The organism is Cyanobium usitatum str. Tous (assembly GCF_003011885.1).
In the GTDB taxonomy this organism is placed as follows: domain Bacteria; phylum Cyanobacteriota; class Cyanobacteriia; order PCC-6307; family Cyanobiaceae; genus Cyanobium_A; species Cyanobium_A usitatum.
The window spans coordinates 1-25,556 of the sequence record NZ_PXXO01000019.1; the positions used below are offsets into that span (position 1 = coordinate 1).

Below are 25,556 nucleotides of genomic sequence, written 5' to 3' on the forward strand. Positions count from 1 at the left end.
CCCAGCGTGATCTCCTGCTCATGGGATAGCAGCGGCACTCGCCCGATGTCCCGCAGGTAGCTACGCACCAGGTCGCCACCTGATTGGGCCGAGGCAGCACCGGCACTGGGGCTGGAGCCAAGAACGGGCAGGGCGGACATGGCGAGCCGGTTTACGAAACTCTTTGGTTTCGCAAACCTACCATTCTTTTTAAGGGCGAACATGGGTGGCATGGCCACTGAACGGCTGCAAAAACTGATAGCCAACGCCGGGCTCTGCTCCCGGCGCCAGGCAGAACAGCTGCTGAATCAAGGCCTGGTGCAGGTAAATGGTGCCGTGGCCCAGCTGGGCGATCGGGCCGACCCCGAGCGCGATCGCATCACCGTGCGGGGAGAGCCCCTGGCGGCCCGGCCCCAGCCCCTACTGCTGCTGCTCAACAAACCGGTGGGAGTGGTTTGCAGCTGCCACGATCCCGAGGGGCGAACCACCGTGCTGGACCTGCTGCCAGCCGAACTGCGCCACGGCAGTGGACTCCACCCGGTGGGCCGGCTCGATGCCAACAGCCGCGGCGCCCTGCTGCTCAGCAACCAGGGGGAGGTGACCCTGCGGCTCACCCATCCCCGCTACGGCCACCGCAAGACTTACCGGGTGTGGGTGAAGGGCCAACCGGAGGACCGGGTGCTGGAGCGCTGGGCTGCCGGAGTGCCCCTTGATGGCCAGGCCAGCCAACCGGTGGGGCTGATGCTGATTCAAAGGCGCCCCCAGGCAACCGAAATCGAACTGCGGATGGGGGAGGGACGCAACCGTCAGATCCGGCGCACCGCCGAGGCCCTTGGCCACCCCGTGCTCGATCTGCAGCGGCTGGCAATCGGCCCCCTGCAGCTGGGCGCATTGCCCGAAGGTCGCTGGCGGCGCCTCGATCGCCAAGAATGGCAGCTGCTTAATTCCACGCCCCCACCCTGAGCCCCTCCACCCCGCTGCCACCAAAGCGCCCGCGAGGCCGCCCCGGCCGCTGGTGGCGCCCTGGACAATCAGCGGCCCCAAGTGGGCCTGCCGAGGCTCCGGCTGATCCGTTGCTGGCAGCAGGCCAGCGGCTGCGGCTGCGGCGCGAGGAACGGGGCCTGAGCCTGCGGGACCTCGCCCTGCAAACACGCATCAGCGCGGCAGTGCTGGAGGCCCTAGAGCGAGGCTGGCGCGACCGGCTACCGGAAGCCACCTACCTGCGCACCATGGTGCCGCTGATCGAGCGACACCTAGAGCTGCCACCGGGCAGCCTGGAAACGGCGCTGCCCAGCAGCGAGCAACACCGCCGTTTCCAGGGCCAAAAGCGAGAGCCCCTGCTGCGTCGTTTCACGCCGGGCTCAATCGATGTATTCACCACCTGGCAGGGCACCCTGCTCTACGGCCTGCTGACCCTGGGACTGATCTACGCGGTGAACCTGCAGCAGCAGCAACTGGCAGCCCGGGGGCTGCTGGCGCTACGGCCGATTTCGCCCCTGCCTGCCGCTGACCAGGCCAAACCGCCGCGGCCTGATCAAGCCCTACTGCAGCTTTATCCCGAGCTGCGCCCCCTGGAGCTGGCCGCCAGGGGCCAGGGGGTTGGGCAACTGCGGCGGGCAAAGCCAAGCCAAATTCCAGCGGCCGGAGTGCTGGAGCTGCAATTAAGCCAGCCCAGCCAGCTCACGCTGGAGAGCGCCAGCGGAGTTCGCACCAACCTGCGTAACAGCAGCGGCAGCATCAGCCTGCCCCTCAGTGGCAGCTTCCGACTCAGTCTCAACCCTCCACCCAGCGCCGGGGATCTAGTGAGCTGGAACGGCTCGCCCCTGCAGCCAGTCAAGGGCCAGCCCGGTCAGTTCAGCTCACCAGCAGACGCAGCCCGGCCGTAGCTCGCCGCCATGGCGCCATAGCCCTGCAGGGCCCCGTCCAGGCTGGCCACCGGCTGCTGCAGGCGCCAAGTCCAGTTGCCCGAGCTGGTGCCTGGGGTATTGAAGCGGGCCCGGTCATCGAGCTCCAGCAGATCCTGAAGGGGCACCACCGCTAGGTCGGCAGGACTGGCCAGGGCCAGCTCCAGCAGCTGCCAGGCCGGCGCCGTAATCGGTGCACCCACCGCCTCGGCCAGCCGCTGACGGGCGTCGTCACCGAGGCTCTGCCACCAGCCAACGCTGGTGGCGTTGTCGTGGGTGCCGGTGTACACCACCCAGCGGCGACCGCGGATGTTGGCTGGTAGGTAGGGATTGGTGGAGTCGCCATCAAAGGCGAACTGCAGGATCTTCATGCCTGGCAAACCGAAGCCATCACGCAGGGCCTCCACCGCCGGGGTGATCACACCAAGATCCTCAGCAATTAGGGGCAGGTGCCTGCCGCGGCGCAGCCAGAGCAAGGCCAGCAACGGCCAGCCTGGAAACCAGCGCCAGCTTCCGTTTTCGGCGGTGAGTGCATCACCGGGCACGCTCCAAAAAGACTCCAGAGCGCGGAAGTGATCGAGCCGCAGCTGGTCAAACAGTTCGAATTGGCGCTGCAGGCGGGCCAGCCACCAGCTAAAGCCGCTGAGCAGGTGTCTGGGCCAGCGATAAACAGGGGTGCCCCAGAGCTGGCCGGTGGCCGAGAAGTAGTCGGGCGGCACGCCGCTCTGGGCAGTGAGCGAGCCATCGGAGCGCAGGGAGAACAAGGAGCGGTGGGCCCAGACATCGGCGCTGTCGTGGGCCACATAAAACGGCAGGTCTCCCAGCAGCTGCACGCCGGCCTGGCTTGCCTGACGGCGCAGCTGCTGCCACTGGCGCTGCAGCTGCCACTGCAGCAGCTGCTCCTGCAGCAGCCAGTCGGCGCGCTCGGTGGCAACTCGCGCTAGGGCGCGGCGCTGACGCTGGGCCAGGGGAGCCGGCCACTGCCACCAGGGCTGGCCGCCTTGGAGCCGGCGGATCACCATGAATAGGGCGTGGTCTGGCAACCAGCGCCGTTGGCTGCGCCGCCAGCGGGCAAAAGCCCGTTGCTGCTCTGCCGGCTGGGCGCCCCAGCGGAGGGCAAGGGCCTCCCCCAGAGCCGTACTGCGGGCCGCAACCACAGACAAATCCATCGGCCCGGCCGCCATCGCAGCTCCAGGTAGGGCCTCTAAGTCATGGGGCTCCAGGAAACCCTCCTGGCGCAACCGCTCACCATCCAGCAGCCAGGGGTTGAGGGCCGAGCCGCTAGGGGAGCTGTAGGGCGAACCGGTGCCGTCGGGGGGAGCAAGGGGCAGCAGTTGCCAAACGCCAATGCGATGGCGACCGAGGAGGTCAAGCCAATCGTGGGCAGCCTGGCCAAAGCTGCCGCAACCACCCTTACCGGGCAGGGAGGTGGGGTGCAGCAGCACCCCGGCATGGCGGTGGGCCTGATTCACGAGGCCGGCAGCCGATAACGACTAATAATGGCCTTGGCAAACGCCGGAATGTGGGCTTCGAGCTTTCCTGGGTGGTTACGCCGCAACCAGAGAGCGTTGCGGGTGAAGTGGGAGTCGATCGAAAAGCGGCCATATTCCAGGCCCTTCGGCCCTAGCCGCTGCACCACCAAACCAATCAGGTTGGCCAGCCACATGGGCAGCTTCAGGGCCTTGTCGTAAGCCTCGATGCCCTGCTGCACCGCCGCAAAACGCTCACCACTGGAAGTAACAGGGGCCATGTCAAGCTCCTCCTCCACCAGATCCAGCAGCAGCTGGCCCCTGGGGTTGCGCACCGTGAGCCATTGGCGGCCGAAGCTCGCGCCCATGTAGCCCACCACCAGATCGGCGCCGGCGTTGGTGTAGTCGAAACAGCTCAAACAACTCGGAGCAAATACATCCTTGAGCTTGGGTGTGTCCAACCCAAAGAAGGGCACCGTTTCCTCGCGGCCGTCGCTGTGGCGGAAGTGGATGCGGAAGTCCTGCATGAACTCGTAGTGCACCACCGTCTCTGGCGAGCTGACGGTGCTGTCGAGGAAGGTCTGCAGGCCCGCTCGGCTGACGTTGTCTACGCAGGGCAAGCCCAGCACGTAGAGCTCGTCGAGGGGCAGGGTGGGTTGCACCGCCCGCAGGGCCTGGATCTGGCAGCCCACGCCGATCGCCAGCAGCTTGCGGATGCCGCTGCCGGGCAGCTGCTCCAGCACCTCCAGGTTTGGGGAAAGGGTGGGCTTATTCACCCGGGCGCTGAGCACCTCCTCCGGGGTGCGGGCGAGGCGGGGCACGGGCGTGAAGCGATCGGCCTCGCTTTGGCCAACGCAAAGCACCGCGTCGACCAGGCCAGTTTCCAGGGCCCGCACGCCGATGCGGCTGACGATCCCCGTCCACTGGGCCCCTTCGATCGGTTGCTGGAGCCGGGCGGTGAGCATGCGTTGCTGCACCCCGAAATAAAGCTCCTCCTCGTTGTCGAGGTCGCGGCTACGGCCATGGGCCGCGGCCTCCATAGCCTCAAAGCGCTGCTCCAGAAAGGCGCAGCTGTTTTTCACGTAAGCAACCCAGCGGCTGTCACACAGACCGCACTGGCTGCATAAATCTTTGGCTGGATAGACGCTGCCCTTGGCCAGGGGCCGGGCGCGCTCATGGGGAGCACTTGCAGCCATCAGCGGATTTCCCCATCGCATCTGCGCCGCCACAACCTATCGGGTGCAAGGCGTTGAGGCTTGGGCCAAAGTAGTTTGCCGACAAGCCCCTATGGCCCGACGTTCCGCCCCAAGCCAACCCCGCCGGGGACCCACCCTGTTGCGGCTGGGTGCGTTAGCCGTGGGCATGGCCACGGGCGCTGGTCTAATCGGTGTGCTCTGGCCCATAGGAGACCGTGCCACAGAACCGCTGCAGCAGCTGACGCCAGCCGACCTGGCCAAGCCCCCTAGCCGCAGCATCACCCTGCTGGTGATCGGCCTCGACAGCGAGCGTCCCGGGGATCCGCTCAACAAGGCCGCTCCCCGTGGGGCAGCCAACGCCGATGCCCTGCTGCTGGTGCGGGTTAATCCCCAGGGCCCCCTGCAGGTGCTCAGCCTGCCGCCCAACCTGGCCGTGCAACTACCGGGCCAGAAACGCCCCCAGAGTCTCGGCAGCCTCTATCGCATGGGCGGCGTAGCCCTCACCGCTGATGCGGTGCGCAACCTGATAGGCCTCGACTCAGGCCAGCCAGCGCGCTTTTTGGTGCTGGGCCGCTCCAATCTGCGCAGCCTGGTGGATGGCCTCGGCAGCATCGCCGCCAATCCCACCCTGGCTCTTCGCTACAAGGACAAGAGCCAGCGCTTCAGCATCAACCTTCAGGGCGGGCTGCAACGGCTCAAGGGCAACCAGGTGGAGCAACTGGTGCGATACCGCGATCCAGACCGGCCTGAGGAGAGTCGCCAGGACAACCAGCAGCTGGTGGTGCGCAGCCTGCTGCGGGAGCTGGCCATGCCGGAACAGCTGGGCCAACTTGCCAATTTGCTCAAATCACTCAACAACCAGGGGGTTGTCACCAACTTGAGCCAGCCAGAAACCCTGAGCCTGCTGGCGGCTGGCCTAGATCAGGCCGAGAGCGTGCAATTCACCAGCCTGCCCCTGGCACCGGCACCCGAACAGGAACAGGAACAGGAACCCAACAGCAGCCGGGGCACCAAACTGAGCCTGCGCGAGATCAGCAGCAGCGCCCCTGAGCCCCTCTGGCCGGCAGCGACTAACTCAACGGCTCAGCAATAGCTCCCATCGCAGGGCCAAAGCAGGGGCCAGGTCAAAAGGCTCCTCCAGGGTTCCCAACCAGGGCAGGCCATCGCCGCGGCGCAGGTCTGGCTGCCAGGGGCCACCGGCCTGCACAAGCCCGGCCAAGGGCACTTGCCACTGGGCCAGCAGGGCCGCCATCGCCGCCGGCAGGCCCGTCTGCAGCTGCTCGGCCGTCAGCAGCAGCAGCACCGGCTGGCGCCAGGCCCCAAGGGCCTCGGCCCAGTGGCCGAATCCCTGCAACACCAGGCCGGGATCAAGCGGCAAGGGCACCAGGCCTGGTCCCTGCTCAGCCAGGGAGGCCAGCGATTGGGGCGGTTGCTCAATTGCGAGCGGGTTGCCCCAGGGCAGGCCCAGGGCCAAGGCCAGCGGTGGCCCCGCCTCTGCTTGCAGTGCCGCCACCGCAGCCGCTGCACCAGCTCCCACCAACACCAAGGGGCGTTGCCGACCAGACAGGGAAAGAGTCATGGATTTTTGTACTAGGTGGGCGGGCTCGCTTCTACCATCAGGTTTCAGCCGACGCGTTAGCGGCCGCCGTGACCAGTTTTCTGACCGCTGATCGCGTGGCACCCCAGGGCAGCGCGAGCCAGTCGAATCACGACACCCGGCGACTGAGGTTGTTTAGTGGCACCTCCAACCAAGCCCTGGCTCAGGAAATTGGCACCTATCTGGGCGTGCCAGATGGGCCGCGGGTGATCAAACGCTTCGCAGACGGCGAGCTTTACATCCAGATTCAGGAGTCGATCCGGGGCTGCGATGTCTTCTTGATCCAGCCCACCTGCGCCCCGGTGAACGATCACCTGATGGAGCTGCTGATCATGGTGGATGCCTGCAAGCGGGCCTCGGCCCGGCAGATCACCGCTGTTATCCCTTACTACGGTTACGCCCGCGCCGACCGCAAGACCGCCGGACGGGAATCGATCACCGCCAAACTCGTTGCCAACCTGCTGGCTAAATCAGGGGTGGATCGGGTGCTGGCCATGGACCTGCACTCCGCCCAGATCCAGGGCTATTTCGACATCCCCTGCGACCACATTTATGGATCGCCGGTGCTGGTCGACTATTTGCGCACCCGCGACCTTGGCGAAGTGGTGGTGGTGTCCCCGGACGTGGGCGGGGTAGCGCGGGCCAGGGCCTTCGCCAAGCAGATGAATGACGCCCCCCTGGCGATCATTGACAAGCGTCGCTCCGGTCACAACGTGGCCGAAAGCCTCACCGTGATTGGCGATGTGGTGGGCAAGACCGCAATCCTGATCGACGACATGATCGACACCGGCGGCACGATCTGTGCCGGTGGCCGGCTGCTGCGGCAGCGGGGGGCAACCCGGGTGCTGGCCTGCGCCAGCCATGCGGTGTTTTCCCCACCGGCAATCGAGCGGATGTCGGAGCCTGGGTTGTTCGAGGAGGTGCTTGTCACCAATAGCATTCCCCGCCGCGATGAAGACCGCTTCCCCCAGCTCCAGGTGCTCTCGGTGGCCAAGATGCTCGGCGAAGCGATCTGGCGCATCCACGAGGAGAGCTCGGTGAGCTCAATGTTCCGCTGAGGGCAGATCCGCTGAAACCAGCTCCGGTGAAGTTGCGTCGTTTTACCCGCTTAAAGGCTTTTTTGCCAGCTGCGGCGAGCATTTTGCTCACCCTGCCTTGGGCTGCCAACGCTCCACTGCTGGCCCAAACTCAGCCAGCTCCGCCCCGGCGCATCGGCGTGTGGCTCACCAATAGCCCCAGCCCCCTCTACTACGACCCCGCCCGCATCGATCGGGCGGTGCAGGAGCTGGCAGAAGCGGGCTTCAACACCCTCTATCCCAACGTGTGGAGCCGGGGCACCACCTTCCACCGCTCCCGCCATGCGCCGATGGAGCCGGCCCTGGAGAAGGCCAACCCCAACCTCGATCCGATCTGCCGCTTCACCAAGGCCGCCCATCGCCGCGGCCTGCAGGTGATCCCCTGGTTTGAGTACGGCCTGATGGAGCCTGCCGATGCTGCCGTGGTGCGCCAAAACCCCGATTGGGTGCTGCAGCGCCGGGATGGCAGCACTGAGATGGTCATGCACGGCAAACCAATGGTGTGGCTCAACCCCGCCCACCCGGGGGTGCGGCAGCGCTTTCTTGGCCTGATCGGCGAAATCGTGCAGCGCTGCAGCGTCGATGGCATCCAGCTCGACGACCACTTCGCCTGGCCGGTGGAGCTGGGCTACGACCCCTACAGCCGCGAACTATTCCGGGCGGCCACGGGCCGGGAGCCGCCAAACGACCATACGGATCGGGCCTGGATGCGCTGGCGGCGTCAGCAGCTCACCGCCCTGCTGCGGGAGCTGCGGGGCCAGCTCAAGCCCTCTGGCACGGTGATCAGCCTCTCGCCGGGCCCCTTCCGCTTTGCTTACAACCACTGGCTGCAGGACTGGGAGCTTTGGTCCTTGGGCGAGCTGATCGACGACCTCGTAGTGCAGAACTACGCCCACTCGGTGAAGGGCTTCGAAAAGGACCTCAACCAACCGGCCCTGGTGAAGGCACGCAGCTGGGGCATGCCTGTGGAGATCGGCATCCTGGCGGGCTTCGGTGGCCGCACCCCCACCATGGCGACCCTGGCCCAGAAAGCCCAGCTATCGCTGCAGCGGGGCCATGGCGTGATCTATTTCTATTGGGAGGGCCTTTGGGGCTTGCACGCCGGGCCTGAGGGGGCTGCCTACCGCCAAGCTGCCTTTCGCCAGCTGCACCAGAGCTACCTGCGCTGACTAGTCAGCGCCCAGGCACTGACTAACCACCTCACCGGTGTTTGGGGAGAGAGATGCTGCCGCCAGCTGCTCGAGGGCTGCGTGCATCGCGGCTGAACGGACTGGTCCGTAACTCTGCCAGCGGCTAAACACCTTGGCCAGGCGCGAGGCCGTGATCGGGTTGCGCTGGTCGAGATCGGCGATGCGAGCTGCCATGAAGCGGTAGCCGGAGCCATCGGCGGCATGGAACACCGCCGTATTACCGGCGAGCCCCCCGAGCACGGCCCGCACCGAATTGGGCGCCGCGGGATCAAAGCGGGGATGTTCCAGCAGGCGAGCCACCCGCTCCAGGCCATCGGCAAAGGGCGCAGATGCTTCTAGGGCAAACCAGGCATCAAGGATCACCGGCTTGTGCTGCCAGCGTTGGTAAAAAGCTTCCACTGCCTGCTGGCGCTCAGCGATCGGATGGCACTGCAAGGCCCTGAGGCCAGCGCGGGCCAGGGTCATCGAGGGGCCTTGCACCGCCGCCGCTGCAGCCGCCGCAACCTGCTCATCACCGGCGGCCACTCGCCAGCTCCACACGGTGCCCGTAAGCAGGCGATCGCCGTTACCAGCGGGCCAGGCCAGGCTCCACTGGGGCGTGCAGCGCTCCAGGGCAGCGCTCAGGGGCACGGCCAAGGCCACACCAAAACGCTGCTGCAGGGCAAGCAGCGCCGCAAACAGGGCCGGCGGATCTGGCTCAGCGCCAACGGCAACGGCGGCATCTTCGAGCTCGGGCAAACCTGGCAGGGCCAGCAACACGCTGCGGCTGGCCTCGGATAGGGAGGGATCGGCCAGGATCCGGCCGAAGGCATCGATCAGCTCCTCTTCCAGCAGGCCATCGGTGCCGCCTGCAGCGCGGGCCAGCACGGCTTGGCGCAGCAGCACCTGGCCCGCATCCCAGCGGGCAAAAGGATCGCTATCGGCAGCCAGCAGGTGCACCAGCTCGGCGGTGGGCCGGCCCATTTCCAGGATCACCGGCGCTGAAAAATGGCGCAGTAGAGAAAGGGCCGGGGGATGGCCCTGACGGGGGAGTCCCACCAAGCGCAGGTTCTGCTGGGGCTGGTCGATCACCAGCAGGCGGGTGCCATCGCCAGCTAGCCGGGCTGGGTCTGGTTCTCCCTCGAGCCGCACGGGGAGGGATTCGCCGCCCTGACCCAGCAGCCCCAGGGCCAGGGGAATCACCAGCGGCTGCTTGTCGCTCTGGCCGGGTGTCGCTGGGGTGTGTTGTTGCACCTGCAGCTCGAGCACGCCCGTTTCGCCATCCCAGTGGCGCTGGATGTGCAGCCGCGGCGTGCCGGCCTGGTGATACCAACGGCGAAATTGGGCGAAATCAAAGGGCGGCGGCACTGGGGCGGCATCCTGCATCGCCTGCACGAAGTCTTCGCAGGTGGCGGCGGTGCCGTCGTGGCGGCTCACATAGAGCGCCATCCCCCGCATAAACGCCTCCTCACCCAGCAGGGTGTGCAACATACGAATAAGTTCCGATCCCTTTTCGTAGATCGTGGTGGTGTAGAAGTTGTCAATCGCCTGATAGGCATCAGGCTGCACGGGATGGGCAGTGGGGCCAGCATCTTCACGAAACTGGCTATTACGCAACTTCGAAACATTTTCGATGCGATTCAATGCCGCACCGTGCATATCTTCCGTGAAGCTCTGGTCGCGAAACACGGTTAGGCCTTCTTTGAGCGACAGCTGGAACCACTCGCGGCAGGTGATGCGATTGCCTGTCCAGTTGTGGAAATACTCGTGGGCAATCACGCTCTCGATCCGCTCAAGCTCGCCATCGGTAGCGGTTTCGGCGTCGGCTAGCACCAGCTTGGAATTAAAGATATTGAGGCTTTTATTCTCCATCGCGCCCATATTGAAGTGACGCACCGCCACGATGTTGAACTCATCGAGGTCGTATTCGAGGCCGTAGCGCTGCTCATCCCAGGCCATCGAGCGTTTCAGGGACGCCATGGCGTGGGCGGTGTAAGGCGCATCGCCGGGTTCCACGTGGATGCGCAGGGCCACGGTGCGGCCGCTGGCGGTGGTGAAGCTGTCTTTCACCTCCTCAAGCTGGCCCGCCACTAGGGCAAATAAATAGGAGGGCTTGGGGAAGGGGTCGTCCCAAACAGCGAAGTGGCGCTCAGCACCACTCTCAGAACCACTGCCGGGATCGGCGGGCAAAGGGCCGCTTTCTAGGCAGTTGCCATTGGAGAGCAGCACCGGACAGCTGGCCCGATCGGCTTCGATCCGCACCTGAAAGCGACTGAGCAGATCGGGGCGGTCGGGGTGAAAGGTGATGCGCCGAAATCCCTCGGCTTCGCACTGGGTCGTGAACAGCCCGCCACTGGCGTAGAGCCCTTCAAGGGTGCTGTTGGTTTCCGGGTGGATGCGCACCCGGCTCTGCAGCTGAAAAACCCCAGCGGGAGGCTGGGTGATCACCAGCTGATCGGCGCTGAGCTCAAAGGCCTCAGCCGGCAGGAGCTCGCCATCGAGCCGCAATTCCAGCAGCTCCAAGTCGACGCCCTGAAGCACCAACGGTCCTGGCTGGGCCAGCGGATTGGGCAAGAAGGCCAGCTGGGCCAGCACCTCGGTGTGGCCGGAGTGGAGCTGCACCGTCAGATCGGTGCGCTCAAGCAGATACGGCGCCGGACGGTAATCGGCGAGGCGCACGAGGGGCATGGGAATTACTTAGTGGTAGCGGGCTTAGGAGTAGCGGGCTTAGGGGTGGCGGGCTTCACTGCTGGCTTGGCATCGGGCGACTGCTTGATGGCGTCCTGCACCTTGGCCATTACATCTGCTGGCACCTCCTTGGGGCAGATCTCAGCGGCACCGAGGACAGCCGAGTTGATCGATCCCTTGCGCAGGTCGTCGATGCTGAGCGGCTTAGCTCCCACCTGGCTGATCACGCCATCGTGCTGGCCCTGAATCAGCTGGGCGATGGTTTCGCCAGCAATGCCCACCGCTTTATCGAAGGGCACCCCTGCCCCCCGGGCAATGCAAACGTTTACGGCTGCAATCCGGGTGTAGAGGTTCATTTCCGCCTCAGTGGCTGGAGCTGCCAGGGCTGCTGCCGGCACCAGCAGCAGGGGAAGCACCAGCAGGGGAGCCAGAAAACTACGGGGCATCACGAACACCGGAAAAGAAAAATTGCTGACTACATGCTGCTGCATCAAGGCAGGGCGTCGTGCGGGATGGGCGCCCCCGCTTCTTCAACCCGGATCTCGTGGTGGGTTTCGGCCACATCCAGGGCGCCGTTCTTCCAGGAGTAGATCGAACGGGAGCGGTAGCGGTCTTGGTCGACCAGGCGAGTGTGCTCAAGGATGTCCCACTCCTGATAGTGGGATTCAAAAATCAGCTCGTGCTCATCCACCTGGCGGATCTGACTTTTGGTGGGAGCGCCGCTCAAGTAGCCGGAGCTGCGGCTGAGCTGGTGACCGCAGAGATTGGCCTCCATGGTGCCAGTGGGCACGTAGCGGGGCTTTTTGTCGAAGAATTCGAACTCCTGCTCGGGCCACCAAGTGAAGCGATAGGCCGCATCACCCTCCACCGGCTCACTGAATATCTCCACCCGCAGCATCATGTCGACCCGCAGCGCCTCACCATCCTCAAAGAAGTACAACCGGCGCGAGCGCCACAGGCCCAGGTTGCGGGCAAACCAGCGCCTTGTATTGCTGTCGAGCTGAATCCTGGGGCGCGGCGCCACCGGACTGGAATTTGAAGGCATGCTCATGACATCCCGGCCCTAGGGCGCACGGCATTGGTTGCTTTAGTCATAGCGAAATCGAGCTGCTCTGGCCAAATCCCCATAGGGTTGGCCACGTGAGCGTCGATCACCCCACCACGGCCGCCCAGGTCGCCAACGACGGAGCGACCGAACGCCCCGAACTGAAGCTGCTGCTTGTCGCCACCAGCTACCACCTGGCCAGCCAGGACCTGCGCAACCTGATCCAGTTCCTCAAAAGCGAGGAGTGCGCTTTCAAGGTGAGCCTGGAGATCGCCGATCCGGGCCACCAACCCCAACTGCTGGAGCTGCACCGGCTGGTGGCCACCCCGGCCCTGGTGAAGCTCGACCCCCTGCCCAAGCAGGTGATCGCCGGCAATGCCATCACCCAGAAGCTGCGCAGCTGGCTGCCGCGCTGGCAGCAGATGGAGGTGGTTACGAGCCTGGGCATGAGCCTGCGGCCCGCTGAAATTGATGGCAGCCGCACCAAGCGCGAGCTGCAGCTGGAAGACCAGCTGCTGGTGCTGCGCCAGGAAAACGAAACCCTGACCGAGCGCCTTGGGGTGCAGGAGCGCCTGCTGCGGATGGTGGCCCATGAGCTGCGCACGCCGCTGACGGCTGCCAAGCTCGCCCTCCAGAGCCACACCCTCGGCCAGATCGACGAGACCCGCTTCCGCGACGTACTCACCCGCCGCCTCGACGACATTCAGGAACTCTCCAAGGACCTGCTGGAGGTGGGTACAACCCGCTGGGAGGCCCTCTTTAATCCCCAGCGCCTGGCGCTGGGCAAGGTGGCAGCCGAGGCGATTCTGGAGCTGGAAAAGCTCTGGATCGGCCGCGACCTAGAGCTGATCACCGACATCCCCGCCGACCTGCCAGATGTGTTCGCCGACCAGCGCCGCATGCGCCAGGTATTGCTGAACCTGCTGGAAAACGCCCTCAAGTTCACCCCGGACCGGGGCCGGGTGCACCTGACCCTGCTGCACCGCACCGACCAGTGGGTGCAGGTGAGCTTTTGCGACACCGGTCCGGGGATACCTAAAAGTGAGCAGGAACGGATTTTTCTGGATCGGGTGCGCCTGCCCCAAACCTCCAGCACCACCTCGGGCTACGGCGTGGGCCTGTCGGTTTGCCGCCGCATCGCCGAGGTGCACGGGGGGCGCATCTGGGTTGTGTCGGAACCCGGCGAGGGTGCTTGCTTCCACGTCAGCGTGCCGGTCTGGAGCGGCCAGGTCCAACCCGGCCTGACGCCAAGGGGCCCTGATCGTCGCGTCGCTCCCCAGTGATAACAGGCCTGAAGCGCTGCTCTCCTTGACGAAGGGTCCCCCTGCCCCGTAGCTTCCAATACATCAACGCCCTACAGCGTTGTGGCCTCGCCCCCATCGTCTAGAGGCCTAGGACACCTCCCTTTCACGGAGGCGACAGGGGTTCGAATCCCCTTGGGGGTATACACAAATCAAACTGCTTTTGGCCCCATCGGGCAAAACAGAAAGGTTGATTAATTTAACTCCTGCTAATCAGGATTGGGCGGCGCGGCGTTCCGCCTCTCGCTGCACTCCGCGCAGGTTGTTGGCTAGGTCTTCGCGCAGACGCTGCTCGATCAAGCCAATCGGCATGCCGGGCCGGCCCTGCACCGTGAGCTCATAGAGCAGGTGGGTGGTTTCACCAGTGCGGCCGATCTGCCAACAGCCTTCAAAGCGGCGGAAATCACCGCGGCACATGCAAAAGCGCAGCTCGCCTGCCTCGAGATCTTCCTCAATCTCGAGCTCCACCTTGGCGCTGAAACGCAGCCCACAGAACTGCTGGGTGCCCACCTGCTCCAAACCCACCCGATTGCCGCGGCGCCAAAGCTGGCGGGAGGAGGCCAGGTTGGGAATAAAGCTGTTGAGATTGGCGTAATCGGTGAGCACGGACCAGATCCAGCTGGGATCAAGCGGTAGGCGCAACTGCACCGCCAGGCGCCTGGTGCCCTGGGGCAGACGCTCCATCTCCTGCTGGATGGTGTCGAGGCTGCAAATGGCGGTTGGGGCGGAATTGGTCAAATCCGCAGGCCCATTCGACAACAAATCCGGCTCAGCCAGCTGGCCGGACAGACCTGATCGGGCAAGAAGCTGCGCCAAGGACGCACGGCGTAAGTGTGCTGGGGCACAAACCTAGCGGTGTCTGCCGGGAATTCGCTGCGGCCGTGTTCCCTATGATCAGCGCGTTTTTGAGGGGACTGAGTCTGCATGCGTGTTTCCACCGGTCGCGCCAACCAGTCCGACAACCGGATGTTCACCGTTGTGGTGGAAGCCTTCGGGGTGAGACGCCAGCGTCAGGCTGAGCGCCGCTTCACCGTGCCATTCGGCCAACTCCAGGGCCTGATGCAATCAATCGCTCAGACAGGCGGTCGCATCAGCGCCGTTCTCGCAGACGATGGCGCCAGCCCAGCACCCGCCCCCAAAGCAAACGCCGCTCCTTCGAAACCCGCTGCCGTGTCCCACGCCAACGTTCCCGTCAACCTCTACAAGCCGAAGGATCCGTTCGTCGGCACGGTGACCGACAACTACAGCCTCCTGGCGGAAGGGGCTATCGGCCGGGTGAATCACATCACCTTCGACCTCTCCGGTGGTGACCCCCAGCTGCACTACGTCGAAGGCCAGAGCATCGGCATCATTCCCGACGGCACCGATGCCAACGGCAAGCCCAACAAGCTGCGCCTTTACTCAATCGCCAGCACCCGCCACGGCGACAACCTGGAGGGCAACACGGTGTCGCTGTGCGTGCGCCAGCTGGAATACGAGAAGGACGGCGAGACGATCCACGGCGTCTGCTCCACCTTCCTCTGCGACATCGAACCCGGCGCCAAGGTGAAGATCACCGGTCCGGTGGGCAAGGAGATGCTGCTTCCTGAAGACGAGGAAGCCAACGTGATCATGCTGGCCACCGGCACGGGTATCGCGCCGATGCGCACCTACCTGCGCCGCATGTTTGAGCCCTCCGAGCGAGAGAAAAACGGCTGGCATTTCCGCGGTAAGGCCTGGCTGTTGATGGGCGTGCCCACCACCCCCAACCTCCTTTACGACGATGACTTCAACCGCTATGTCAGCGAGTTTCCCGAAAACTTCCGCTACACCAAGGCGATCAGCCGCGAGCAGCAAAACGCCAACGGCGGCCGCATGTACATCCAGGACCGCGTCAGCGAGAACGCCGAGGAGATCTTCTCCTGGATCGAGAATCCCAAGACTCACGTCTACATGTGCGGTCTGCGGGGCATGGAGCCCGGCATCGACGAGGCGATGACCGCCGCCGCCACTGCCAAGGGTTTGAACTGGGCCGAGTTGCGTCCCCAGCTCAAAAAAGCCGATCGCTGGCACGTCGAAACCTATTGAATTCGAGCCCAATCCGCTTCCTCTGCCCGCCCCCAAGGCGGGCTTTTTTTTGGCGAATCCCACACAAAAACCATCACAAAGTGGGCCAAGCGGTGGGCGACGGCGCCAGGCCCGTTAAACCATGGGCACCAGACAAGCACTCATGGGCTCTGTGCTCACCAATCCACTGCGGGTAGGACTCCGCCAGGAGCGGGTTATCCCGCCCCAATGCCTGGTGATTTTTGGGGCCAGTGGCGACCTCACCCATCGCAAGCTGGTGCCGGCGCTGTTTGAGTTGTTTCGCCAGCGCCGCCTGCCCAGTGAATTTGCGGTGCTGGGCTGCGCCCGCCGCCCCTGGAGCGATGAGGAATTCCGCGGCAAGATGGAGGAGGCCATGGCCTCAGAGGTGGCTGAGCACCGGGTGGCCTGGGAGCAATTTGCCGCCGGGCTGTTTTACGAGCCGGTGGATCTGGAGGATCCCCCTTCGGTGGTGCGGCTGGGCCAGCGGCTAGAGGGCATCGACCGGCTGCGGGCCACCCGCGGCAACCGCACCTTCTACCTCTCCGTATCGCCCAACTTCTACGGCAGTGGCTGCCGCTCCCTGGCCGCCGCCGGGCTGCTGAGCGACCCCAGCCGCAGCCGGGTGGTGATCGAGAAGCCCTTCGGCCGCGACTACGGCAGCGCCCAGGAACTCAACCGGGTGGTGCAGACCTGCGCCCAGGAAAACCAGATCTTCCGGATCGACCACTACCTGGGCAAGGAGACGGTTCAGAACATCCTGGTGATGCGCTTCGCCAACACGATCTTTGAGCCGATCTGGAACCGCAATTACATCTCCAGCGTGCAGATCACGGCGGCCGAAACCGTGGGCGTGGAGGAGCGTGCCGGCTACTACGAAAGCTCGGGCGCCCTGCGCGACATGGTGCAGAACCACCTCACCCAGATGCTGGCCCTCACAACGATGGAGGCACCGGGACGCTTCGACCCCGAGTCGATGCGCAACGAGAAGGCCAAGGTGCTGCAGGCGGCGCGCCTAGCCAATGAAGACGAGCCCTGGAAGTGCTGCGTGCGGGGCCAGTACGGGCCTGGGGGATCCAGCACCCGACCAATCGCCGGCTATCGCAATGAGCCGGGGGTGAACCCGGAAAGCACCACGGAGACCTACGTGGCGATGAAGTTGTTCATCAACAACTGGCGCTGGCAGGGCGTGCCCTTCTACTTGCGCACCGGCAAGCGCCTACCCAAGCGGCTCTCCGAGGTGGTGCTCACCTTCCGCGAGGCGCCCGTGCACCTGTTTGATGCCGCTGGCGGCGCCCCCACCCCCAACCAGCTGATCCTGCGCATCCAGCCAGATGAGGGCGCTGAATTCAAATTTGAGGTGAAGGCCCCCGGCTCCGGCATGCGCAGCCGGCCGGTGGATATGGCCTTCTCCTACGACGACAGCTTCGGTGAACCCAGCGACGAGGGCTACGTGCGCCTGCTGGCTGACGCCATGCTGGGCGACCCCACCCTGTACACCCGCAGTGACGAGGTGGAGGCCGCCTGGCGTCTCTACACACCGCTGCTGGAACTGATCGAGGACGCCCCCTCCCAGCTGCCCGTGTACCCCTACGAGGCCCGCACCTGGGGTCCTGCCGCCGCCGACAACCTGCTGGCCGAAGACGGCCTGGCCTGGCGTCGCCCCTGATTTCCCTTGCCCTGACCCCACCGCGAGTCTGCCCCCATGTCGACCCAGCTCACCCTCCAGGCCCCCCTCGCCCTACCCCCCGACCAGGTGCCCGGCTACCTGGAGCGCCTCTGGAATCAGGAATTGGGCAGCCCCCCCGGCGCCGCTACCTTCACCCTGGTGGTGTGGGAGGGCTCCTGGCTGGAGCAGCAGCTGGTGCGCTGCGGCCGGCTAGATGGACCAATCACGGGCCTGCTCAATGAAACGGTGCTAGAGGCGGCCCGCGCCGCGGCGGTGAGCTGTGGCTTGCCCCTGAGCACGGCACCGATGGATCCCAAGCTGGCCTGGGCGATCGGCCAGCTGGGCGGCAATCACCACGCCGAAGACCAGCGCGGCCAGTTTGTGGAAGGGGCGATCAGCGCCCACATGCCCCGGCGGCTGATCACCCTGGCCCCCACCCTCGACGGCGGTCAGCCCTTAGAAACCCTGGTGGCCGCCTACTGCCCCCTGCCGGAGGAGGGCGCTGGCGGCTCCGCCTGCGGCGATGTGGTGGTGCTCAGGGGCGGCACCGGTGCCCTGCGCCAGAACCTCGATCTGGTCCAACCGCTGATCGCCCCAGACCTGCCCTGCTGGGTGTGGTGGAACAGCAGCCTCGATGAGGCCCCTGAGGTGATGGCGGCTCTAGCCACCGGCGCCCGGCGCCTGGTGGTGGATTCGTCGCTGGGGGATCCGCGCCGCTGCCTCGACCTGCTGGTGGACCGGATCGATGCGGGCCAGCCGATCAACGACCTCAACTGGCTGCGGCTGCGCAGCTGGCGCGAATCGCTGGCGATGGTGTTTGATCCGCCCTCGCGGCGTGATGCCCTCAACCACGTGGTGCAGCTCGACCTCGACGTGGAGGGCAGCAACCCGGTGAAGGGTTTGCTGTTGGCGGCCTGGCTGGCCGACAGGCTGGGCTGGCACCTGATCTCCACCTATGCGGTGGATGGCGATGGGGTGGGCGATGGCATCGGCGCCGAATTCGAGCGCACCGACGGCCAGACCGTGCGCTTCCGCCAGATGCCAGTGCCAGTGGGCGTTCCCAAAACCCACCCCGGCGCCATGGTGGGGCTGCGGCTGATCTGCCAAAGCAGCCAGGGCTCACCGCTATGCGTGATCCTCTGCTCCGAATCAGGCGGCTGCATGCGGCTCGAATCGGGCGGCATGGCCAGCATGGAACTGGCTGAGGAAGTGGTGCCCCTGCCCAATGAGAGCGAGGAGATGGAGATGGCCCGCCTGCTCTCCGGTGGCCACGACTCCACCAACCCCCTGCTGGCAGCCGCCGCGCCACTCGCCGCCAAACTGCTGCCCTAAGACCGCTGCCCTAAGACCACTGCGCTGAGAGCCTCCCCTGAATGGCCTGTCTGATCGCCGCGCCCAGCAGCGGTAGCGGCAAGACCCTGCTGTCCCTGTGCCTGGCGGCCTGGGCCCGGGCGCAGGGCCTGGGTTTGCAGCCCTTCAAGGTGGGCCCTGACTACCTCGATCCCCAGCTGCTCAGCCGGGTGAGCGGCCACACCTGCCGCAACCTCGATCCGCTGCTGTGCGGGCCCGAGTGGCTGGAGCGCTGCTTTAGCTGGCACGGCAGCCGGGCCGACCTGGCGCTGGTGGAGGGGGTGATGGGCCTGTTCGATGGCCGAGGCCCCAGCAGTGAGGGCAGCTCGGCGGCGGTGGCGGCCCAGCTCGGTCTGCCGGTGGTGTTTGTGGTGGAAGCGTCGCGGCAGGCGGGCTCCCTGGCGGCGCTGGTGCGGGGCTTCCGCGACCATGGTCCACCAGCGGTGCAGCTGGCCGGAGTGGTGCTCAACCGGGTGGGCAGCGAGCGCCACCACGCCCTGCTGGCGGAAGCCCTGGCCAGCATCGAGGTGCCGCTGCTGGGGGTGCTGCCGCACCACCCCAGCCTGGAGCTGCCCTCACGTCACTTGGGCCTGCTGCCGCCGGAGGAGCTGCAAGACCTCGAGCAGCGCCAGGAGCAGTGGGCCGAGCTGGCCGCCCGCCACCTAGACCTGGAGCAGCTATTGCCCCTGCTGGCCCCACCAGCAGCCGAGCCAGGGGCGGAAAATCCCATCCACTGGTGCCTGCGGCAGAGCTCCCACTCGCGGCAGACCTCCCACTTACGCCAGAGCCCCCAGCCCCTGCCGGTGGCAATCGCAAGCGATGCGGCCTTCCATTTCCGCTATCCGGAGGCCGGCGAGCTTCTCGAGGCGGTGGGGCTGGAGCCGCGGGCCTGGAGCCCCTTGGCCGATGAGCCCCTACCCGATGGTTGCCGGGCGGTGCTGCTGCCGGGGGGCTACCCGGAGCTGCACACGGCCCAGCTGGCGGCGAGCCGGCGCAGCCTGGGCGACCTGGCCCGGGCGGCGGCGGCGGGGCTGCCGCTGGTGGCCGAATGCGGCGGCCTGCTGCTGCTGGGCGAGCAGCTGGCCGATGGCGAGGGTCAGCTGCAGCCGATGGCGGGCGTGCTGCCCTTCAAGGCCCGCAAAGGCTCTCTAAGCCTGGGTTACCGCACGGCTACCGCCACCGCCAATGGCTTGCTGGTGCGGCCGGGCGAGAGCTTTTGCGGCCATGAATTTCACCGCTGGCAACTGGAGTCTCTGCCCAACTGCGACAAATCTGTGGCGGCCGGCGACGGGCTGTGGCAGCTTGATGGCTGGGGGACCGCAGCCCGGAGCGAAGGATGGACAGCGCCGAACGTGCACGCCAGCTGGCTGCACCTCCACTGGGCTGGATGCCCGGTGATTCCCTCACGCCTGGCAGCCGCAGCCGCGCGCGCCGCGCCGCTGCCGACGAGCGCCGCTTCGTGCAGCCCCACGAACCCCGGCCCCAGATCCAGCAAGAACGCTGGCGTTTGATCGTGCGCGGCCAGGTGCATGGGGTGGGCTACCGGGCCGCCTGCAGGCTGCGGGCCCAGGACCTTGGCCTGAGTGGCTGGGTGCGCAACTGCTCCGATGGTTCGGTGGAGATAGAAGCTGAGGGCTGCCCGCAGGAGCTCACCGAGCTGCGGCTGTGGTGCGAGAAGGGCCCGGCTGAAGCGGTGGTGAACAGCGTGGCTAGCAGCCAGGTGGCCGCCGCCGGCACCGACTGGTTTGAAGTGCGCCGCTGAAATGGCTCAGCTGAACACCCCTCCCCAGCTCGAACTGTGGCTGCTACGCCATGGAATGACCAGCTGGGCCCGCGACGGGCGCCACACCGGCCTCACCGACCTTCCCCTGCTGCCGGAGGGTGAGGCCCAGGCCCTGGGCTTAGCGCCAGGGCTGGCGAGCCAGCGCTTTGCGGCGGTGCTGGTGAGTCCGCTGCAACGGGCCCGGCGCACCGCCGAGCTGGCGGGCCTGGGGGAGGGCGCCCAGATCTGCCCCGACCTGCAGGAATGGAACTACGGCCGCTACGAGGGCATCACCACCGCCGAGATCCGCGCCCAGGTGCCCGACTGGACCGTATGGAGCCATGGCTGCCCAGACGGTGAAAGCTGCCTGGAAGTGGAGCAGCGCTGCCAGCGGGTGATCGCCTTTGCCCAATCCCTGGTGGCCTTCCAGTCCGAGCTCGGGGCCGTTGCCCTGGTAGCCCACGGCCATATCTTGCGCAGCCTGGCGGGCACTTGGCTGGGGCTGGGGGCTGCAGGCGGGGCCCTGTTCAACCTGAATACGGCCACGCTGTCGGTGCTCGGCCACGAGCGGGAACGACGCACGGTCGTGCGCTGGAATGCCCAGATAACGACCCCACCATGAGTACCAACCTGCTCGGCGAGCTATCAGCTTTTGGTTTGGCGATCGGCTTTTCGCCGCTGCACATCGGCCTGCTGCTGCTGCTCCTGCTCGGCCCCAAGCCGCTGCAGCGGGGCGGGCTGTTTGTGGCTGCCTGGCTGGCCACCGCCGCCCTGGCCATAACCCTGCTGCTCACGGTGGGCCACGGCCTGCTGCTGAGCATGGACAAGGGCAGCGACCACCTCACCGGCCTCGACCTACTGGCCGCCGGCGCCCTGCTGGGGCTGGGGGTGAAGGAGCTGCTGAATAAAAATAAAGAGGGTGCGGGGCCGCCGGGCTGGACGCGCCGCCTCGATCAGTTCTGTGCCATGCCCCTGCCCCTGCTGCTGGCCATCAGTGCCGGCCTGCAGGTGGCCAGCCCCGACGATCTGTTTCTGTTTGCCAAGTCCGCCAGCAGCCTGCTGTCAGCGGGGCTCGGCCGCGGCCAGGAGCTGCTGGCCACTGGGATATTCAGTCTGGTGAGCGCGAGCCTGCTGCTGCTGCCGCTGCTGGCCCTGCTGCTAGCCGGCCCAGAGCGCATGCTGCCCCTGCTGGAGCGGGGCAAGCAGCGGCTGTTCGCCAAGGGCGACCTGCTGGTGGGCCTGGTGAGCGTGGCCCTGGCGGTGTATCTGGGCTGGCAGGGCATCGAGGGCCTGCGGCTGGCCTGAGAGGCCAGCGCAATCAGCCATCCGCCTGCAACCAGTCGCTCCAGAGCTGCTGGTCGGCGAGGGCGCTGGGGCCACCACCTGGCGCGCCGGCCTGGAGGGTGACCGCCTGGCTGGCCCGGCTCACGGCCACGTACACCAGCTGGCGGCGCAGCACGGTGTCGCTGGGCCAGAAGACATCGCCATCCACAAACACCTCGGAAAAAGTGCTGCCCTGGCTGCGATGCACGGTGAGAACGGCGGCCGGACCGAGGGAAGCAAAGGCATCTCGCACCAGGAAAAAACGGCGCCACAGACCCTTGCCGTCCTGCTTGCCGGCGTCCTTGGCCTGTTGGCGTAGGCGGGCCAACACAGCCTCGAGGGCGATCCGGGCCGCCGAGCCCAGGGGCGGCAGTAGCCGCAGGCTCAGCTGGCTATCGCCGGCCTCCACCCGGGCGGTGAGGGTATCGATCACCGGCGCATCAGGCACGCCGAAGTCGGCCAGATCGCAGCGTTCGGGGATGACATCGCGCACCACCAGCTCCCGGTTGGAGCCCAGCAGCATGTCGGGCTCCTCGGCGGCGTCCTCGCCCTCGCGGCAAGCGGGGGCCATCACGGCAGCGCGGGTGATCAGCACCTCACCTGGCAGCACCGGCAGCTGGTCGGCCATTTCGCCGTGCAGGGCGCGGCGGGCGATCGGCACCAGCTGCTCGAGGGAGCGGTTTGTGTAGCAGAGGATGCGGGCTAGGTCGGGGTTGTCGGTTTCGGCGCTGCGGCGCAGAGCTGCCTGGGCGGCCTCGAGCCACTCACGCCGCTCCAGCAGGGCCACCTGACCGCTGGCATTGCGGATCGGCGGCAGCGGCGGCGGGCGGCGGCAGGGCAGGTCGCCCTGGCGCAACCCCGAGGCCAGGCGCAGCACCGGCCCCTGGTGGCGCACCACCTGGCGCAGCTCGGCCCGGCTTGCCCGGCCCAGGCTGAACACCGGGCTCACGGGTTCACCAACCGGCGGCAACTGGGCCGGATCGCCCACAAACACCAGCCGGGTGCGAAAAGGATGGGCGCAGCGCAAGCTGATCTCCAGCAGGGTGGAGTCCACCATCGAGGCCTCATCGATCAGCACCAGGCCCAAGTGCTCGAGGGCGACTGCGGTTTGCTCCGTTTCCTCGCAGCGCTCGATATCGCGCTGGCGCTTGAGTTTCAGCCGCAGCAGGCGGTGAATGGTGGAAGGAAACCAGGTGGGCGAAAGGCCAGCCCCAGCCAGATAGGAGCGCAGCACACCCACGGCTTTATGGGTGGGGGCCACCACGGTCCAGCAGAGGCCGGTGGCCTCCACCTGGGCCAGAAAGCGCATCGAGAGAAAGGTTTTGCCGGTGCCGGCGTAGCCGCTCAGCACAAAGGGCGTGCCATCTGCGGGCGCCGCCAGCCAATTAGCGAAGGCGGCGGCGGCGGCCTGCTGGTCGGCAGTTAGGGCCGCGGCGGGGTCAACCAACCGCGGTGAACCAGCCCAAGCCCTGGGCCAGATGCAGCGGCGAGCCAGCCAGCACCAAACCAGGCAAGGCCACCAGCGGCCCGATCAGGGCACCGATCAGCACCTCAAGGCGGGTGTGGCCGAGATTTTCCTTGAGGGGTTTCGGGGAGGAAGCAGCGCTGGCCATGGAGTTATCACCCATCTCATTGACGCGGGCGGCGGTGAGGCCAGCGGCGCGGCGCACACCAGAGGCGTCGTAGAGCACCACAAAGCAGAGCACGGCCGCCAGGGCAAACAGGGGCCCCTCAAAGCCCTGCACCCAACCCAGGGCTGCGGTGGTGCCGGTGAGCAGGGCCGAGTGGCTCGAAGGCATGCCACCGGTTTCCACCAGCACCCGCGGATTCCAGCGGCGATGCACCACCAGCTCAATCACCAGCTTGGAGAGCTGGGCGACGCCACAGGCCGCCAGACCCCACCAGAGCACGCCGTTGTCAAAGACGCCTATCAGCACGGAGTTACTCATCAATTACTCATCGGTCGCGGCTGGTGATGTAGTCGGCCAGGGCCAGCAGGGGCGCGGCACTGCCGTGCCAGGGAGCCAGGGCGGCCTTGGCCTCGACCACTAGGGCATCGGCCCGCTGGCGCGATTCCTCTAAGCCCAGCAGCTTGGGGTAGGTGGTTTTGTCGGCGGTGAGATCCTTGCCGGCGGTTTTGCCAAGCACTTCACTGCTGGCGGTGACATCAAGGATGTCGTCGATGATCTGAAAGGCCAAACCAATGCCGCGGGCGTAGGTGCGCAGGGCGGCCAGCAGGTCCTCGGAGGCACCGGCGATCAGGGCGCCGGTGAGCACGCAGGCCCGCAGCAGTGCACCGGTTTTGTGCAGGTGGATGTATTCGAGGGTGTCGAGATCGACGGATTTGGCCTCACACTCCAGATCCACCACCTGACCGCCCACCAAGCCGGGGGCGCCGGAAGCCAGGGATAGCTCGCCCACCACCGCCAGCAATCGCTCGGCCTCCACGCCTGGGCTGCGAAGCGCCACCATCTCAAAGGCGCGGGTGAGCAAGGCATCGCCGGCCAGGATGGCGTTGGCCTCGCCATACACCTTGTGATTGGTGGGGCGGCCGCGGCGGAGATCGTCGTTGTCCATCGCCGGCAGGTCGTCGTGGATCAGCGACATGGTGTGAACCATCTCGAGGGCCACCGCCGTGGGCATGGCCAAGGCGCTGTCGCCGCCTGCCAGCTCACAGGCCGCCAGGCAGAGGATCGGCCGCAGCCGCTTGCCACCAGCCAGCAGCGAATAACGCATGGCCTCGCGCAGGGATTCGGGCCGCTCCGGCCCCAGGGAGCCATCAAGGGCCACCTCCACCCGCAGGCGGGTCGCCTCCAGATAGGCGGCGAAGTCAAAAGGGCTGGAGTCCGCCGCGGTCATGGAGCTTCGGCCAGGGGCCTCCGTGCTAGCGGGATTCTCTCAGGCGGGGTGGCGCAGGGGGCTCAAGAGCGCGCAACGTTGCAGCCGAGAGCGCTGGCTTCCATTTTGATGGTCTCCTTGATTCCGTACAACCTGTACAGAATTAGGGACAGCAGCAGAACATCACCCCCCCCATCCTGTTCACCCCCTCGATCCTCATCAGTCCAGGGACCATCCAATCCCCGCTCAGGGCACCAGATCGCCCAGGTCGTGGGCGACGCCGGCCCGGCGGCACCAGGCCACCACGGTGTTTACCAGCAGCATGGTGACGGTCATCGGGCCGACGCCACCGGGCACGGGGCTGATGGCGCTGGCGATCGGCTCCACCTCCTCGAAACGCACATCGCCGCAGAGGCCACTTTCGGTGCGGTGGATGCCCACATCAATCACCACGGCACCAGGCTTGACATGCTCGGAGCCGATCATGCGGGGCCGGCCGGCGGCCACCACCAGCAAGTCGGCCTGGCGGGTGAGGGCAGCAAGGACAGGGGTGCGGGAGTGGGCCACGCTCACGGTGGCATCGGCGGCCTGGAGCATCAGCGCCATCGGCTGGCCCACCAGGATGCTGCGGCCCACCACGACGGCCCGCTGGCCGGAAAGAGCCACGCCGTGGCGGGCCAGCAGGGCCATCACACCAGCGGGGGTGCAGCTACGCGGCCCCGGCTCACCCTTGAGCAGGCGTCCCAGGTTGAGGGTGTGCAGGCCGTCGGCATCCTTCTCCGGGTCGATCGCCAGCAGCAGCGGGCCCTCATCGAGGCCGGCAGGCAGGGGCAGCTGCAGCAGGATGCCGTCGCAGGCGGTATCGGCGTTGAGCTGCTGCACCGCGGCCAGCACTTCGGTCGCACTGGAACCAGCATCGAGGTGGGCCCCGAGGCTGGTGATGCCCACCCGGGCGCAGGCCTTCTCCTTATTAGCTACATAGACGCCGCTGGCAGGGTCGTCGCCCACCCGCAACACCGCCAAACCAGGCGGGCGACCCACCGCTGCCAGTCGCTCAGCGATCGTCGCCTGCAACCGGAGTTCGATCTCACCGGCCAGCTGGCGGCCGTCCATACGGGTGGCCATG

General features: G+C 66.5%; 25 protein-coding genes and 1 tRNA gene. 14 read left to right on the forward strand and 12 right to left on the reverse strand.

What is annotated here, in order from left to right:
- Positions 1-140 (reverse strand): sigma-70 factor domain-containing protein (locus tag C7K55_RS12350; RefSeq protein WP_277621544.1); only part of this gene is annotated, 140 nt, incomplete at its 3' end.
- A gap of 70 nt (positions 141-210) precedes the next feature.
- Here C7K55_RS12350 and C7K55_RS12355 point away from each other — a divergent pair.
- Together C7K55_RS12355 and C7K55_RS12360 are read left to right on the forward strand one after the other, a co-directional pair.
- Complete coding sequence (locus tag C7K55_RS12355; RefSeq protein ID WP_106633066.1) at positions 211-942, forward strand: pseudouridine synthase; 732 nt, start codon at positions 211-213, stop codon at positions 940-942.
- A gap of 110 nt (positions 943-1,052) precedes the next feature.
- Complete coding sequence (locus C7K55_RS12360; RefSeq protein WP_241518359.1) at positions 1,053-1,865, forward strand: helix-turn-helix domain-containing protein; 813 nt, start codon at positions 1,053-1,055, stop codon at positions 1,863-1,865.
- Here the strand turns inward: C7K55_RS12360 and malQ are convergent.
- Positions 1,829-3,355: a 4-alpha-glucanotransferase gene (gene malQ, locus C7K55_RS12365; protein WP_106633033.1), complete on the reverse strand. Its 1,527-nt coding sequence runs from the start codon at positions 3,353-3,355 to the stop codon at positions 1,829-1,831. The two genes, C7K55_RS12360 and malQ, sit on opposite strands and share 37 nt — an antisense overlap.
- Complete coding sequence (locus C7K55_RS12370; protein ID WP_193486330.1) at positions 3,352-4,548, reverse strand: Coenzyme F420 hydrogenase/dehydrogenase, beta subunit C-terminal domain; 1,197 nt, start codon at positions 4,546-4,548, stop codon at positions 3,352-3,354. The genes malQ and C7K55_RS12370 overlap by 4 nt, the downstream gene beginning before the upstream one ends.
- Before the next feature lie 91 nt (positions 4,549-4,639).
- Between C7K55_RS12370 and C7K55_RS12375 the strand changes: the two genes are divergently transcribed.
- Positions 4,640-5,641 (forward strand): LCP family protein, encoded by a 1,002-nt coding sequence (locus C7K55_RS12375; protein WP_106633035.1) that lies wholly within the window; start codon positions 4,640-4,642, stop codon positions 5,639-5,641.
- Here the strand turns inward: C7K55_RS12375 and C7K55_RS12380 are convergent.
- Positions 5,624-6,127: a hypothetical protein gene (locus tag C7K55_RS12380; protein WP_127432038.1), complete on the reverse strand. Its 504-nt coding sequence runs from the start codon at positions 6,125-6,127 to the stop codon at positions 5,624-5,626. The two genes, C7K55_RS12375 and C7K55_RS12380, sit on opposite strands and share 18 nt — an antisense overlap.
- A gap of 68 nt (positions 6,128-6,195) precedes the next feature.
- Between C7K55_RS12380 and C7K55_RS12385 the strand changes: the two genes are divergently transcribed.
- Both C7K55_RS12385 and C7K55_RS12390 read left to right on the forward strand, forming a co-directional pair.
- The gene (locus C7K55_RS12385; RefSeq protein WP_106633037.1) at positions 6,196-7,203 is read left to right on the forward strand and encodes a ribose-phosphate pyrophosphokinase; all 1,008 of its coding nucleotides are present in this window, start codon (positions 6,196-6,198) and stop codon (positions 7,201-7,203) included.
- Between the two features lie 92 nt (positions 7,204-7,295).
- Positions 7,296-8,390, forward strand: coding sequence for a glycoside hydrolase family 10-like protein (locus C7K55_RS12390; RefSeq protein ID WP_241518362.1), 1,095 nt, complete (start codon positions 7,296-7,298; stop codon positions 8,388-8,390).
- Here the strand turns inward: C7K55_RS12390 and pepN are convergent, their stop codons facing one another.
- From pepN to C7K55_RS12405, 3 genes are read right to left on the reverse strand one after another with little or no spacing between them, the layout of a single operon-like run.
- A complete protein-coding gene (pepN, locus tag C7K55_RS12395) occupies positions 8,391-11,078 on the reverse strand; it encodes an aminopeptidase N (RefSeq protein WP_106633039.1) in 2,688 nt (895 codons plus the stop codon).
- A 5-nt stretch (positions 11,079-11,083) separates the two neighbouring features.
- The gene (locus C7K55_RS12400) at positions 11,084-11,524 is read right to left on the reverse strand and encodes a cAMP phosphodiesterase (RefSeq protein ID WP_106633067.1); all 441 of its coding nucleotides are present in this window, start codon (positions 11,522-11,524) and stop codon (positions 11,084-11,086) included.
- A gap of 44 nt (positions 11,525-11,568) precedes the next feature.
- Entirely contained in the window at positions 11,569-12,129 is a 561-nt protein-coding gene (locus C7K55_RS12405; RefSeq protein WP_106633040.1) for a hypothetical protein, read from the reverse strand.
- A gap of 89 nt (positions 12,130-12,218) precedes the next feature.
- On the opposite strand from C7K55_RS12405, the gene C7K55_RS12410 reads away from it, so the two are divergent.
- Complete coding sequence (locus tag C7K55_RS12410; RefSeq protein ID WP_106633041.1) at positions 12,219-13,406, forward strand: histidine kinase; 1,188 nt, start codon at positions 12,219-12,221, stop codon at positions 13,404-13,406.
- An 89-nt stretch (positions 13,407-13,495) separates the two neighbouring features.
- Positions 13,496-13,568 (forward strand) — tRNA-Glu (locus C7K55_RS12415).
- Between the two features lie 69 nt (positions 13,569-13,637).
- Here C7K55_RS12415 and C7K55_RS12420 read toward each other — a convergent pair.
- A complete protein-coding gene (locus C7K55_RS12420; RefSeq protein WP_106633068.1) occupies positions 13,638-14,108 on the reverse strand; it encodes an SRPBCC family protein in 471 nt (156 codons plus the stop codon).
- 240 nt (positions 14,109-14,348) lie between these two features.
- Here C7K55_RS12420 and C7K55_RS12425 point away from each other — a divergent pair, with 240 nt between their 5' ends.
- From C7K55_RS12425 to C7K55_RS12455, 7 genes are all read left to right on the forward strand, one after another.
- Positions 14,349-15,491 carry an FAD-binding oxidoreductase gene (locus C7K55_RS12425; protein WP_106633042.1) on the forward strand — a complete coding sequence of 381 codons (1,143 nt, stop codon included), beginning with the start codon at positions 14,349-14,351 and terminating at the stop codon, positions 15,489-15,491.
- 142 nt (positions 15,492-15,633) lie between these two features.
- Positions 15,634-17,157, forward strand: coding sequence for a glucose-6-phosphate dehydrogenase (gene zwf / locus C7K55_RS12430; protein WP_106633043.1), 1,524 nt, complete (start codon positions 15,634-15,636; stop codon positions 17,155-17,157).
- A gap of 36 nt (positions 17,158-17,193) precedes the next feature.
- On the forward strand, positions 17,194-18,489 hold the full coding sequence (locus tag C7K55_RS12435; RefSeq protein ID WP_106633044.1) for a glucose-6-phosphate dehydrogenase assembly protein OpcA: 1,296 nt from the start codon (positions 17,194-17,196) through the stop codon (positions 18,487-18,489).
- Positions 18,490-18,530: 41 nt separating this feature from the next.
- Positions 18,531-20,018: a cobyrinic acid a,c-diamide synthase CobB gene (locus C7K55_RS12440; RefSeq protein WP_106633045.1), complete on the forward strand. Its 1,488-nt coding sequence runs from the start codon at positions 18,531-18,533 to the stop codon at positions 20,016-20,018.
- Positions 20,015-20,269 carry an acylphosphatase gene (locus C7K55_RS12445; protein ID WP_241518360.1) on the forward strand — a complete coding sequence of 85 codons (255 nt, stop codon included), beginning with the start codon at positions 20,015-20,017 and terminating at the stop codon, positions 20,267-20,269. Before C7K55_RS12440 ends, C7K55_RS12445 begins: the two co-directional genes overlap by 4 nt.
- A gap of 1 nt (position 20,270) precedes the next feature.
- Complete coding sequence (locus C7K55_RS12450) at positions 20,271-20,891, forward strand: histidine phosphatase family protein (protein ID WP_106633047.1); 621 nt, start codon at positions 20,271-20,273, stop codon at positions 20,889-20,891.
- Positions 20,888-21,574: a GAP family protein gene (locus tag C7K55_RS12455; protein ID WP_106633048.1), complete on the forward strand. Its 687-nt coding sequence runs from the start codon at positions 20,888-20,890 to the stop codon at positions 21,572-21,574. The genes C7K55_RS12450 and C7K55_RS12455 overlap by 4 nt, the downstream gene beginning before the upstream one ends.
- A 13-nt stretch (positions 21,575-21,587) precedes the next feature.
- Here C7K55_RS12455 and C7K55_RS12460 read toward each other — a convergent pair whose 3' ends face one another.
- From C7K55_RS12460 to folD, 4 genes are all read right to left on the reverse strand, one after another.
- On the reverse strand, positions 21,588-23,039 hold the full coding sequence (locus C7K55_RS12460; protein WP_106633049.1) for an ATP-dependent DNA helicase: 1,452 nt from the start codon (positions 23,037-23,039) through the stop codon (positions 21,588-21,590).
- Positions 23,032-23,541 carry a divergent PAP2 family protein gene (locus tag C7K55_RS12465; RefSeq protein ID WP_106633050.1) on the reverse strand — a complete coding sequence of 170 codons (510 nt, stop codon included), beginning with the start codon at positions 23,539-23,541 and terminating at the stop codon, positions 23,032-23,034. The genes C7K55_RS12460 and C7K55_RS12465 overlap by 8 nt, the downstream gene beginning before the upstream one ends.
- 7 nt (positions 23,542-23,548) lie before the next feature.
- The gene (crtE, locus tag C7K55_RS12470; RefSeq protein ID WP_106633051.1) at positions 23,549-24,451 is read right to left on the reverse strand and encodes a geranylgeranyl diphosphate synthase CrtE; all 903 of its coding nucleotides are present in this window, start codon (positions 24,449-24,451) and stop codon (positions 23,549-23,551) included.
- Positions 24,452-24,676: 225 nt separating this feature from the next.
- The gene (folD, locus tag C7K55_RS12475; protein ID WP_106633052.1) at positions 24,677-25,555 is read right to left on the reverse strand and encodes a bifunctional methylenetetrahydrofolate dehydrogenase/methenyltetrahydrofolate cyclohydrolase FolD; all 879 of its coding nucleotides are present in this window, start codon (positions 25,553-25,555) and stop codon (positions 24,677-24,679) included.
- Between the last annotated feature and the right edge of the window lies 1 nt (position 25,556).